Origin of the sequence: Desulforhabdus amnigena (genome assembly GCF_027925305.1) — a bacterium.
GTDB lineage: Bacteria > Desulfobacterota > Syntrophobacteria > Syntrophobacterales > Syntrophobacteraceae > Desulforhabdus > Desulforhabdus amnigena.
In genome coordinates, this window is record NZ_BSDR01000001.1 from 4187830 (window position 1) to 4201287 (window position 13458).

At 54.2% G+C, this 13458-nt stretch carries 9 protein-coding genes; all 9 read left to right on the plus strand.

Annotation, left to right across the window (positions count from 1 at the left end; genetic code table 11):
• Positions 1 to 279 precede the first annotated feature (279 nt).
• Positions 280 to 2232, plus strand: coding sequence for an aconitate hydratase (locus QMG16_RS17975; protein WP_281796435.1), 1953 nt, complete (start codon positions 280 to 282; stop codon positions 2230 to 2232).
• Positions 2233 to 2275: 43 nt separating this feature from the next.
• On the plus strand, positions 2276 to 3466 hold the full coding sequence (locus tag QMG16_RS17980; RefSeq protein WP_281796438.1) for a citrate synthase: 1191 nt from the start codon (positions 2276 to 2278) through the stop codon (positions 3464 to 3466).
• Positions 3467 to 3631: 165 nt separating this feature from the next.
• Positions 3632 to 5353: a succinate dehydrogenase flavoprotein subunit gene (gene sdhA / locus QMG16_RS17985; protein WP_281796439.1), complete on the plus strand. Its 1722-nt coding sequence runs from the start codon at positions 3632 to 3634 to the stop codon at positions 5351 to 5353.
• Between the two features lies 1 nt (position 5354).
• On the plus strand, positions 5355 to 6068 hold the full coding sequence (locus QMG16_RS17990) for a succinate dehydrogenase/fumarate reductase iron-sulfur subunit (RefSeq protein ID WP_281796440.1): 714 nt from the start codon (positions 5355 to 5357) through the stop codon (positions 6066 to 6068).
• A 149-nt stretch (positions 6069 to 6217) separates the two neighbouring features.
• Positions 6218 to 7582: an NAD-dependent succinate-semialdehyde dehydrogenase gene (locus QMG16_RS17995; protein WP_281796441.1), complete on the plus strand. Its 1365-nt coding sequence runs from the start codon at positions 6218 to 6220 to the stop codon at positions 7580 to 7582.
• A 78-nt stretch (positions 7583 to 7660) separates the two neighbouring features.
• Positions 7661 to 9043, plus strand: a complete 1383-nt coding sequence (locus tag QMG16_RS18000) for a class II fumarate hydratase (protein ID WP_373878754.1) — start codon at positions 7661 to 7663, stop codon at positions 9041 to 9043.
• 30 nt (positions 9044 to 9073) lie between these two features.
• Positions 9074 to 10012 carry a UbiA family prenyltransferase gene (locus tag QMG16_RS18005; protein ID WP_281796443.1) on the plus strand — a complete coding sequence of 313 codons (939 nt, stop codon included), beginning with the start codon at positions 9074 to 9076 and terminating at the stop codon, positions 10010 to 10012.
• A gap of 78 nt (positions 10013 to 10090) precedes the next feature.
• The gene (locus QMG16_RS18010; RefSeq protein WP_281796445.1) at positions 10091 to 11449 is read left to right on the plus strand and encodes a sigma-54-dependent transcriptional regulator; all 1359 of its coding nucleotides are present in this window, start codon (positions 10091 to 10093) and stop codon (positions 11447 to 11449) included.
• Positions 11450 to 11619: 170 nt separating this feature from the next.
• Positions 11620 to 13458 carry a sensor histidine kinase gene (locus QMG16_RS18015; protein ID WP_281796446.1) on the plus strand — a complete coding sequence of 613 codons (1839 nt, stop codon included), beginning with the start codon at positions 11620 to 11622 and terminating at the stop codon, positions 13456 to 13458.

Sequence of the window (13458 nt, forward strand, 5' to 3'; positions counted from 1 at the left end):
CGGAATTAGTAATGATTGGGGCGGAGAGTGCTTTTCGGCGAGGGATGCCGATTCGGGGGCATGAGTTCCGCCCCGATCACCTTTTCAATTGAAATGAAATCCCCCTATGCATCCTTGCAACCCTTTTCTTGAATTTTGAGGGGAATTCCAAATATCCAGTGACCTGCCTGTCTTCCGCAAGGTCTTTCTTCGAGGCCCATTCCACTCTGCACTTTTGTCATTCCCCTATTCTTTTCGGCCGATTCGTTTCTTTACGGCTTTAGCTTTAAGGAGGGAAAAGTGGCGAAGAATCTTGTTCAAAAGATCCTTGATGCACATTTATTGGAAGGGCGGTTGATCCCAGGCGAAGAAATCGCCGTCAAGATCGACCACGTTCTCTTGCAGGATGCCACGGGTACCATGGCCATGTTGGAGTTCGAGGCCCTCGGAATCGAAGCCGTAAAGGCCGAAGTTGCGGTGCAGTACGTGGATCACAACATCCTGCAAACGGATAACAAAAATGCCGACGACCACAAATATCTTCAGACGGCCGCTGCTCACTATGGACTTTATTATAGCCCTCCCGGAAACGGTGTGTCCCACCAGGTGCACATGGAGCATTTTGGAGTTCCCGGGAAAACCATGCTCGGAGCCGACAGCCACACGCCGGGCGCCGCAGGTGTCTCCATGCTGGGGATTGGAGCCGGCGGTCTGGATGTGGCCATGGCCATGGCCGGATTCCCTTATTATCTGCCTTGCCCGAGAGTCCTGGGAGTCGAACTTACGGGGGCTCTGCCCGATTGGGTAAGTGCAAAGGACGTTATCCTCGAAATGCTGAGGCGTTATAACGTTAAGGGATGTGTGGGGAAAATCATCGAATATTACGGGCCGGGGGTAAAGAGCCTTTCGGCTACCGACCGCGAAACCATCGGCAACATGGGAACGGAACTGGGGGCGACCACCTCCATTTTCCCATCGGATGAGAACACCCGTGCCTATCTGGAAGCACAGGGGCGCGGGGAGTGCTGGGTGGAGCTGAGCGCCGACGAAGGGGCGGAGTACGACGAATACGACGCCATCGACCTCTCGTCTCTCGAACCTCTTATCGCCTGTCCTTCTTCTCCTGGAAATGTGGTCCCTGTCAGGGAAGTTGCCGGAATCAAAGTCGATCAGGTGATTGTCGGCAGCAGTGTGAACTCTTCCTTTCGGGATCTCATGGTAGTGGCAAAAATTGTCGAAGGGCGCCATGCTCACCCCTATACTTCTTTTCATGTGAACCCCGGAAGCCGCCAAGTTTTGGAAAACGTGGCGATTGAAGGGGGAGTCATGTCCTTTCTCATGGCGGGAGCTCGAATCCATGAACCGGGATGCTTGGGGTGCATCGGCATGGGGCAGGCTCCGGGCACAGGTGAAGTGAGCCTGCGTACGATGCCGAGAAATTTTCCCGGACGTTCCGGAACCAGGGACGATCAGGTATATCTTTGTTCTCCGGAAACCATAGCCGCTGCCGCACTGAGAGGCGTCATCACCGATCCCCGGGATCTGGGAAGCGAGATGGAATATCCCCGCATCAAGGATCCGGAGAAATACCATGTCGACATATCTTCTATCATCGCTCCATCCGAAGAATTGAGGAGCGTCGAAGTCATCCGGGGCCCCAATATCAAGCCGCTGCCTGAGATGGATCCTCTCCCCGGGACCCTCACGGCGGAAGTGGTGTTGAAAGTGGGAGACAATATCTCCACCGACACCATCATGCCCGCAGGAAACCAGGTTCTGCCCTTGCGGTCCAACATCGAGGCCATCAGCAAATTTGTATATTCCCAGATCGATCCGGATTTTTACAAGGAATGCCTGGCCAAAGGATCGGTGGTTGTCATTGGAGGAGAGAATTACGGGCAGGGGTCCAGTCGCGAACATGCCGCCCTGGCTCCCCGTTTTCTCGGAGTCCGTGCGAAGATCACTCGAAGCTTTGCGCGAATTCACAAAGCCAATCTCTGTAATTTCGGGATACTTCCTCTCACTTTTAAGAACCCTTCCGACTATGACCTTTTTAAAAAGGGATCAAAGGTAGCTTTTCCCGCGGTAAGAACGCATATTGAAAAGGGAGACGTGGAAATTCCTGTGGAAGTGGATGGTCGGAGGATTGTTACCTTTCTGAAAGTTTCGGAACGCCAGCGCAAGCACTTGCTGGCCGGCGGCGCTTTGAACTTCGTGAGGCAACATCCCCATGCCGAGGGTCGACCATCATAAGAGAGTACAAAATGTGAAACTGAATTCATCTGGGAGGCGAAATATGGCTGAGGAAGTTCGTGTCAAGAATATTGGTTTGAGAGGGGTCACCGTAGCCGATACGAAAATCAGCTACATCGATGGAGAACACGGCATTTTGATCTATCGTGGATTTCGTATAGAGGAACTGGCCGAGCGATCCACATTCCCGGAGACCGCTTATCTTCTTTTGAATGGGGCCTTGCCGAACAAGCAACAGCTCGTTCAATTCGAGCAGGAGCTTGTGGAAGGAAGGCAGTTGCCGGCTTACCTGTACGATGTCTTCAAAAAACTCCCCAGGAGTTCGGATCCCATGGACGTGCTCCAGGCAGCCGTGCCTCTTCTGGCGGTGAATGATCCCGATCTCAACGATGAATCCCGCGAAGCCAACGTACGAAAGGCCATGCGCCTCATAGCCCGTTTCCCCGTTGTGGTTGCTGCCTGGCACAGGATACGCCATGGGCTGGAACCACTCCCTTCGGACGATTCCCTCTCCCATGCCGCCAATTTCCTGTGGCAGCTCACAGGCCAAAAGCCGGATGCAGAGACAGCGCGTGATTTTGACATTTGTCTCATATTGCATGCCGATCACACTTTCAATGCTTCGACCTTTGCCTGCCGTGAAGTGGTTTCCACCCAGGCGCACATGTATGCCGGGGTAGCTGCCGGCGTGGGCGCTCTTTCCGGAAGCCTGCATGGAGGAGCCAACGCGCGGGTGATGGAAATGCTTCAGCAGGTGGAGTCGGAAGTCAAAGCGGTGGACGAAGTCGGTGCATGGGTCAGGGATCGTATCGACCGGGGCGAAAAGATCATGGGAATGGGGCATGCCGTCTATAAGACCTTCGATCCCCGGTCCAAAATTCTCAAAGAGATGTCGTTGCGGTTGGGAAAGAAAACGGGTCGTGAAAACTGGTACCGGTTGCTCACCAGGATCGAGGAGGAAGGGATCAGGGAATTCGAAAAGAGGGGCAAAATGGGCATCAAGATCAACGTCGACTTTTACAGCGGCTCCGTTTACGCCATGATGGGCATTCCTGTCGACATCATGACACCCGTGTTTGCCATTTCGAGAATTTCCGGATGGTGCTCCCATATTATCGAAGAAAAATTCGGTGAAGCGCAGGGTAAACCCGCCCTCTACAGGCCGAAGGCGGAATATGTGGGAGACTACTGCGGTCCCATCGGGTGTGAGTTCAAACCCCTCACGGAAAGATGATTCGGCTGTTGAACGGAGCGGTCACAAAGAAAAATGAAAAGACGGCAAAGAGATGCAAGGCAACAGGGAAAGCGGGAAACGCTCTTGAAAAGCGATGTTACTATGAGCCACGCACTATGAGCCATGAGCTATAAACCATGAGCTTTCAAAAGAAAGGAGGAGCGAATGGTGTTCAAGCATGATGTCGTGGTGGTGGGGGCCGGCCTTGCCGGTTTGAGGGCCGCACTTGAGGTAGCCGGCAATGCGGATGTTGCCCTGATCAGCAAGGTCTATCCCACCCGATCTCATTCCGGGGCCGCGCAGGGAGGCATTGCCGCAGCACTTGGCAATGAAGAGCCGGATTCGTGGGAATGGCATATGTACGATACAGTCAAGGGGGGAGACTATCTCACGGATCAAAATGTGGCGGAAATTCTCGCTCAGGATGCCCCTCGCGCCGTGTATGAACTCGAGCATTTCGGAGTTCCATTCAACCGCACGCCTGAAGGAAAAATCGCGCAGCGGGCTTTTGGCGGGCACACCCGGGATTTCGGCAAGGCTGCGGTGAAAAGAGCCTGCTATGCCGCAGACCGCAGCGGGCGCGTCATGATGGACACCCTCTATTTCCAGGTCGAACGCAAAGGGATCAAGGCCTATCCCGAATTCCAAATGTTGGATCTCATCTTCAAGGACAAGCAGGTGGTGGGGCTGGTGGCCTACGAGTTAGCAACGGGAGAAGTTCACTTTTTCCACAGCCGGGTGGTCATGCTCGCCACGGGTGGATATGGCAAGATCTACAAGACCACTTCCAATGCCTTCGCCAATACGGGTGAGGGGCTTTACATTCCTTACCGCGCAGGAATTCCCCTGGAAGATATGGAGTTTGTTCAATTTCATCCTACCGGCATTTACGGCCTGGGGGTCCTGCTGACCGAAGCGGCAAGAGGGGAGGGGGGGGTCCTTCGAAATGACGCCGGTGAACGTTTCATGGAAAGGTATGCGCCGACCATCAAGGACCTTGCGCCGCGCGATATGGTCTCAAGGGCCATCTGGACGGAGATTCGTGCAGGAAGGGGAGTAGGGGGCAAGGACTACGTGCATCTGGATTTGACGCATCTGGGTGAGAAAAAGCTCGCCGAAAGGCTATCGGATATTACCTCTTTCGTGAAAATCTACCTGGGCCTCGATCCAGCCAGGGAGCTCGTTCCGGTGCAGCCCACCTGCCATTATATGATGGGCGGGATTCCATGCGATGTGGACGGGCATGTGCTTGGAGACAAGCACGAAATCATTACGGGGCTTTATGCGGCTGGAGAATGTTCGTGCCTTTCGCTCCACGGGGCAAACCGCCTCGGGTGCAATTCCCTTTTGGACCTGGTCGTCTTCGGGCGTCGCACGGGCCTGCAGATTGTAAGGGATCTCGGTCGGTTGCCCTGGAATGAGCCGCCTGAAAATCCCGACCGCGCTACTGTAGAAAGGATTCGAAGGATCAAGGAAAGAAAAACCGGGGAGAAGGTCGGTTCCTTGAGAAGCTCCTTGCAGGAAGTCATGACCACGAACTGCTCCGTCTTCCGTCATGAAGAGACCATGGAACAGGCTTTGTTGGAAATCCGCTCCCTACAGGAACGTTATGCACGAATCGCCATCGATAACAAGGGTCTCAAGTTCAATACGGACCTCTTGGATGCCCTGGAACTTGAGGCCCTTCTGGGGCTTGCGGAAGCCGTCACGGTTTCGGCCCTCAATCGAAAGGAAAGCCGCGGAGCGCATTCCCGGGAAGACTATCCCGAAAGGAACGATGAGGAGTGGCTGAAACATACCTTGATCCAAAAAAAGGACGGTGAACCGCGAGTCTTCTACAAGCCGGTCACAATCACCCGCTTTCAACCCAAACCGAGGACATATTGATATGGAAATGAGATTCAAGATATTCCGGTTTGATCCGGAAGTGGACAAGGAACCGCGTTTCCAGAGTTATACGGTTTCTGCCGAACCGCATCACCGCATTCTGGATTGTCTGAACAAGATCAAGTGGGAGCAGGATGGAACGCTCGGCTACCGCATGTCCTGCGGGCATGGGATCTGCGGCTCGGATGGGATGAGGATCAACGGTGTTTGCGGCCTGGCCTGTCAGAAGCTGGTCAAGGAATACGAGGGAACTGAAGTTGTTCTGGAACCGCTTCCACATTTCAAGGTGCTGAAGGATCTCATTGTGGAGATGGACGGTTTTCTGGAACAGGTAAAGAGGTTCCGTCCCTATCTGATCAGTACCAGTCCGCCCCCTGAAAAGGAGAGATACCAAAGCCCCGAGGATCGGAAAAAGGTGGGGGACGTCATCCGGTGCATCCTCTGCGCTTGCTGCACGGCCGCCTGTCCCGCTATGGATGAGAACGAAAAATACGTCGGCCCTGCGGCGCTCGTCTGGGCCTACCGCCTGATCAACGATTCCAGAGACGACGCATTCCGTGAACGGCTCAAGGCGGTTGACTTCAAGGATGGTGTCTGGTCGTGCAAAAACTACTTCGAATGCACGCGGGTCTGTCCCAAAACGATCCCCGTTACCAAGTCCATCAACCTGCTGAAGCGAGAGATCGAGAAGACGTTCCCCGAGAGATCTCATTGATAGAAGGATGGAGGGAATCGGGGAAGGAGGTAAAAAAACGGCAAGATCTTGCGAGACACCCAAAATGAGACCCGCTGAACCGGTTTTGGACGAGGCTTGAAGGTCGCGAGCGAAGTCGTCCGGCGTTCGTTTTGTGCAAAGGAGAGAAAATGAAGATGCTGTCCGTCAATCCCTTTACTGAGGAAATAACCCATGAATTCGATATGTTCGGTGTGGAACAGGTCGATGAAGCGGTTCAGAGGGCAGAGGAAGCTCTTTTGCGGTGGAAAGCCCGCTCCGTGCCCGACCGGGTTGAGATTTTCAAGAGAGTTGCCGCCGACTTGCGGCAGCACAAGAGGAAGTACGGAGAAATCATCACCCGGGAGATGGGAAAGCCCATCAAGCAGGCCGTCTCGGAAGTGGAAAAATGCGCCTGGGTCTGCGACTATTATGTGGAACATGCAGCACGCTTCCTGCAGCCGGAAAGCATAAAGACGGATGCGGCGAAAAGTACGGTTTACTTTGAGCCCCTGGGAATCATTCTGGGGATCATGCCCTGGAATTTTCCCTTCTGGCAGGTTTTCCGGTTTGCTGTTCCCGCTATGGCGGCAGGCAATGTCTGCCTTTTAAAGCATGCCTCCAATGTGCCCCTTGCCGCTCTGGAGATAGAGAAGATATTCACATCCGCGGGAATGCCGACCGGAGTCTTTCAGACGCTGCTCATCGATGCAGGGTCGGCAACCCGTTTGATTGAAGAGGGAAAGGTAGCCGGCGTTTCTCTCACGGGCAGCCTTGTCGCCGGCTCGAGAGTCGGTGAGGCCGCAGGGCGGAACATCAAAAAGCTCGTACTCGAACTGGGAGGGTCGGATCCGTTTATCGTACTCGATGATGCGGACCTTTCCAAAGCCGCTGAAGTCGGAATGGCGGCAAGGGCCTTGAATACCGGTCAGAGCTGCATTGCCGCCAAGAGGTTCATCGTGATGGATTCCGTAGTGGAGGAATTTCAAGTGAAATTCCTGGAATACTTGCGCATGCTCCATGTAGGGAACCCCATGGACGAGGATACGGATATCGGTCCACTCGCCAAAAGCGAATTCGTGGAAGACCTGAACGTTCAGTTGCAGGATGCCATCGATAAAGGAGCAACCATTTTTTATGGCTCCAAGCCGCCCGAAGGAAAAGGCTTTTTCTTTCAACCGGCGGTGCTCGTCAATGTAAAAGCGGACATGAAGGTGGCGCAGGAGGAGGTCTTTGGCCCCCTCGCTCCCATCGTTGTGGTCAAAGATGAGGAAGAAGCCGTTGCGTGGGCCAATGCAACGAAATTCGGACTGGGGGCCTCCATTTGGAGCAGGGATGTGGAAAGGGCGGTGCGCCTGGCTCAACGGATTCAATCGGGGTTTGTCGCCATCAACGACATGGTCAAATCAGATCCGAGACTTCCCTTCGGCGGGATCAAAAAGTCGGGAATGGGGCGGGAATTGTCACATTATGGACTCAAGGAGTTTGTGAATATAAAAACCGTGGTCGTCAACTGAAAAAGCCGAAAAACTCGTGCGGACATTTGCCGCGGAAGGCCCCGAGAGCATAGAGAATAAGGGGCCTGGAGAAAAATGATGAAATACCGGATAGAAGAAGATGCGCTCGGGAGCGTGCGGGTGCCGGAAGATGCCTATTATGGAGCTCAGACGCAGCGGGCGGTTGAAAATTTCCCTGTAAGCGGTTGGAGGTTTCCGTCATCATTCATCAGAGCGCTCGGTTTGATCAAGAAATGTGCAGCCCTGGTGAACCATGAGCTGGGCCTGCTGAGCGCCGAGTTGGCGGAAGCCATTGGTGCGGCGTCCCAAGAGGTCGTGGAAGGCAGGTTGGTGGATCAGTTCGTTTTAGATGTTTTTCAAACGGGCTCGGGAACGTCCACCAACATGAATGCCAACGAGGTCATTGCGGGGCGCGCCAATGAAATCCTCACAGGAAGGCGCGGAGGAAAATCACCCGTTCATCCCAATGACCATGTGAACCTGGGGCAGTCCAGCAACGATGTGATTCCTACAGCCCTTCATGTTGCAGCATTGACCGCTATCAAGGATCGCCTGATTCCCGCTTTGGAAAAGCTTCAGCGGAGTCTGCTTCAAAAATCCGAAGATTTTGCGGAGGTGGGGAAAATAGGCAGGACGCACCTTCAGGATGCCGTTCCCGTTACTTTGGGGCAGGAATTCGGAGGGTATGCGCGGCAGGTGGAACTGGGGATTGCAAGAATTCGGGGAGTCCAGGCTTCTCTTTTGGAACTGGCCCTGGGGGGAACCGCCGTGGGGACAGGATTGAACACGCATCCGGATTTTGCAGCCAAAGCGATCGAGCTGATTTCCCGTGAGACGGGCTCTCCTTTCCGGGAGGCGTCAAACCACTTCGAGGCGCAGGCGGCCCAGGATGCCGCGGCGGAGACAAGTGGAGCGCTCAAGACCGTAGCCGCCAGTCTTTCAAAAATCGCCAATGACATTCGCTGGCTGGCCTCCGGTCCCAGATGTGGGTTGGGAGAAATCAACCTGCCGGCGCTCCAGCCCGGGTCTTCCATCATGCCTGGAAAAATCAACCCTGTGATTCCCGAAGTCGTGGTTCAGGTTGCGGCCCAGGTGATGGGAAATGATGTGGCCATCACTATGGGAGTTCAGGGGGGATATTTCGAATTGAACACCATGCTGCCCCTGATTGCACATAATCTTCTCCAGTCCATAGACCTCTTGAGTGCTGCAACAACCCTTTTCGCCGAGCGATGCATCGACGGGATCACGGCCAACCGGGAGCGATGCGCTCAGAACATTGAGAGGAGTCTGGCACTTTCCACGTATCTTGCCCCGGTCCTCGGCTATGATAAGGCTTCGAAGATCGCCAGGGAGGCGTATGAATCGGGAAAAACCGTCAGGGAAGTGGTCCTGGAGGGAAAAACCATGTCGGAGAGGCAGCTCGATGAGCTTTTCAAGGAAATACGCTTCGGAAGGTAGTGGGAGACCGGTATTTCAGGGAGGAAATTCTTGAACACGACATCTATGGCAAATCACTCGGGGCTTTCACGCATCAAGCTCTTCATGGCTCTTTCCCGTACCCCCCATGGCTTGCTCGATATGGCGACGCCCGGTTTGGCTGCCGTGCTCTGGCTTGGGGCCATGCCTCCACTCATGGTGACATTTTTGGGGCTTTTGACAGCCTTTGCCGGATATACCGCTGTTTACGCCCTCAATGACGTGGTGGACTATAAGGTGGATAGAGAAAAAATCCGGGAGCTTGGCATACCCTGGAGTGAAAATGATCTGGATGCCGTTTATGCGCGCCATCCTCTGGCCCAGGGGCTCCTGAGCCTGAAAGAGGGGATTTTATGGACCGTTGCGTGGGGGGCGGTGGCGCTCATGGGGGCTTACACGCTGAATCCCACTTGTGCCCTGGTTTTTGTGGGGGGGTGTGTCGCCGAAGCGGTATATTGCCTCATGCTTCGGGTGAGTTATTTTCGCACGCTGGTGAGCGGCGGAGTGAAAACAGCGGGGGCCATTGCCGCAGTTTTCGCCGTTGTGCCGAATCCCTCCCTTCTTTTCCTGCTTTGTCTTTTTCTCTGGCTCTTTTTCTGGGAAATCGGGGGACAGAATGTTCCCAACGACTGGAGCGATGTGAACGAAGACCGTGACCTGGATGCCGAAACCATCCCCGTTCGTTTTGGGGCAGAGGGTACTGCCCGCATCATCCTCTGTTCTCTGGCCCTGGCTATTTTGCTGAGTCTCCTGCTTTTCTGGGTGACTCCGGCCGAACTGAGCCCCCTCTATCTTGCAGGAGCGCTTGCGTGCGGGGTTTTTCTGCTGCTGATTCCCGCTTACAAGCTCTACAAGGGCAGGACTTCCAAGTACGCCGCAGCCCTGTTCAACCGGGCCAGCTATTATCCTCTGACCATGCTCATGGTCGTCTGTCTGAGCTCCTTTTTTTAATATAAATCTGTGCATTAAAGAGACGGGGAAAGAGGAACTGGAAATCTTGACTATAAAACTTTCAACACACGGGAAAGCATGAAGCGGAGCCAACAACAGACCTCCTCACTCAACATCCTGGTTGTGGATGACGAGACCAACATCCGCAAGACGCTTTCCTATTGTCTCGCAGTGGAAGGGCATACCGTGATTGCTGTGAGCAATCTCGTCGACGCCATTGATGAAGTCCGGAGACGTTCTTTCGACATGGCGTTTGTGGATCTCAAACTGCGGCAAGAGAACGGCATGGATTTGATTCCTGTACTGGCAGCTGAATCTCCCTGGACGAAAACCGTCATTATCACAGCTCATGGATCTATTGAAAGCGCGGTGGAGGCCATACGGCACGGGGCTGCCGATTATATCCAGAAACCCTTTACTCCAGACCAAGTCAGACTGCTGACTCAACGGATCATCAGGATTCGGGAACTGGAAAACGAGATCACCGTTCTCAAGGAGGACATGCAACGCTCTAATCCGGAGACGTCGTTTCAGAGCAAGAACGTTGGTATGCGGCGGGTCATCGAAACAGCAAAGAAAGCCGCGGCTTCGGAGGCGATCGTGTTGCTTCGGGGAGAAAGTGGTACGGGCAAATCGGCTTTTGCCCGGGCTATCCACCAGTGGAGCGCTAGAACCGCCAAACCCATGGCCGTGGTGGCATGCCCCTCGGTGCCCGCCGATCTTCTCGAAAGCGAACTCTTCGGGCATGTCAAGGGTGCGTTTACAGGGGCTGTACGGGACTATCCGGGCAGAATCGCGGTTTGCGAGGGTGGGACGCTTTTCCTGGATGAAATCGCTGACATGGCCCTTCCGGTCCAAGCCAAGTTGTTGCGCTTCATTCAAGACAGGGAATATGAGAGGCTGGGGGAAGCGACGCCGCGCAGGGCGGACGTGCGCATCATCGCAGCGACCAATGCCGATCTCGACAAGCGAGTGGCTGAAGGCCGCTTCCGCGAAGACCTGTTCTACCGCCTCAATGTGATCAGCCTTACCCTGCCACCGCTTCGGGAAAGGCCGGAAGACATCCTGCCGCTTGCCGAAAAGTTTCTCGCTCATTTCTGCCGTGCCAACCACAAGTCGATCTTCGGCTTCACCGATGAGGTAGCCGCGGCACTAAAGGGCTACAGATGGCCGGGCAATGTTCGAGAACTCCGCAATACCATAGAGCGAGCCGTGATTTTGGGGAGTGGCGAACAGATCGGCAAGGTCGATCTGCCTGAAAATATTGCTCCTGCCGCCGGCGCTCCCGCCATCGGTGACCGAGTTCCGCTCTCCGTCATTGAAGAGCTTCATATCCGAAGAATTCTGGCCGACACCTCCTCACTTCAGGAAGCTGCAGATGTTCTAGGAATGGACCAGGCAACACTCTGGCGGAGGCGAAAAGCTTACGGCATTTGATCCGCCCATCAGCATTATCCTCATTGCATTTTGCAAGATCGATTCGGCACTCGTCTTTCAGATTTCAAGATAACCTTCCCTTAATTCATATATAACTATTTGAAATATCATTGGTTGCATCGTGGTACGATGATTGTAAAAGGCATCGTATATGGAATGGAGGATGTTGCATGTTATTGAAAAAGAAGATTCTGATCGGGTATGGCGTTGCCTTTGCCCTTATGGGCCTGGTGGTGGCGTGGGCCGTCGTGAATCTGATATCTCTCGGCAAGGCAACCGATGCTATCCTCCGCGAGAACTATCGGAGCATTCTCGCCGCAGAAAACATGGTGGACACATTGGAAAGGCAGGACAGCGCCATTCTACTCATCTTCCTGGGCGACACCAGGAAGGGGATTTCCCAGTTTCAGGAAAGCGAAGCCATGTTCTTGCAATGGCTGGCTCGCGCCAAGGACAATATTACGATAAAGGGCGAGGGCGAGTTGGTTGAATCCATAGATGCTGATTATGCAAAATACCGCCAACGGCTTTCCGAACTGACCGATTTACCCGGTACACAAGCCCCACCTTTGGAATATCCTCTGAGTGCCTATCATCAATCCATCTACCCGTTCTTTGCTCAAATCCGCGAGGCCTGCGTTCGGCTGCGCAACCTCAACGAGGAAACCATGTACGATGCCAGCCTTCGTGCGGGCCGAGTGGCCGGACAGGCGATCTGGTCCACGTTGCTCGTATCATCGTCAGGGATGATCATTGCGCTGATTTTCAGTTTATGGCTTGCTGAGCGTATCGTCAGACCCCTTCGGCGCTTCATGGATGCATCTCGAAAAATCTCGTCGGGGGACTATACGGTTCAGGTACCGGTGGAGACAAGTGATGAACTCGGGCGCCTGGCCGGAGAATTCAACCAAATGGCGGCCCGGCTTGAGCGTTATCATGAAATGAATATCGAAGAAATCATTTCCGAGAAAAGCAAAGGGGAGGCGATCCTGGCCAGTATAGAGGACGGCCTCGTGGTTTTCGATACCGACCTCAGATTGAAAGGCATCAACCCTGCGTCTCGCCGTATATTGAACCTCGAAGCCGCTGAATACACCGCTCTGCGGTGCCGGGACATCCTGCCCTCCTCCAATGTATGCGACCTGATAGAGAAAATCGTCGAAACAGGCCTGCAACCCAGTATTCCCGAAGAGCAGCGGATCGTTACGCTTTCTGAGGGAAAACTCTTACGCCACTATCTCTTTTCCGTTACGCCGATTCGAGGCAAGGAGCGGAACCTTTTGGGCATTGTGCTGCTGCTGAGAGACGTCACCCGGCTGAAGGAAGTGGAACGACTCAAGAGTGAATTCGTCATGGCTGCATCCCATGAGCTGCGGACGCCGCTCACAAGCATGGGTATGAGCATTGATTTGCTGCTGGAACATGCCGCACATGGACTTGCGGAAAAGGATCGGGAATTGCTCTTTGCGGCTCATGAGGAAGTACATCGCATGAAGGCTCTGGTCAACGATTTGCTCGACCTCTCCAAAATCGAGGCCGGCCGAATCGATCTGGAGTTTGAGAGCGTTCCGGTTCAAATCCTTTTCGAGAATGTCCAAACCGTTTTCAAGGGGCAGCTGGAGAAAGAGCAGGTCGTACTCAAGTTGGAGTTGCCACGGGATTTGCCGCACATTCGTGCCGACGCCAACAAGATCACCTGGGTACTGACCAACCTGGTCTCTAACGCCCTGCGCTATGTGGACAAGGGCGGGAATATCCAGCTCATGGCCGGCAGGATGGGGCCGTACATTCACCTCTCTGTTCAGGATGACGGTCCCGGCATTCCTCAAGAATACCAGACGAAAATATTCGAGAAATTTGTACAGGTAAAGGGGCAGGAATCCGGAGGTACAGGTCTCGGCCTTGCCATTTGCAAAGAGATTGTGCGCGCGCACGGAGGTGCGATCTGGGTCGAGTCGGTTCCGGGTCAGGGAAGTACTTTTACTTTCACAGTGCCGGTGGTCCAATAG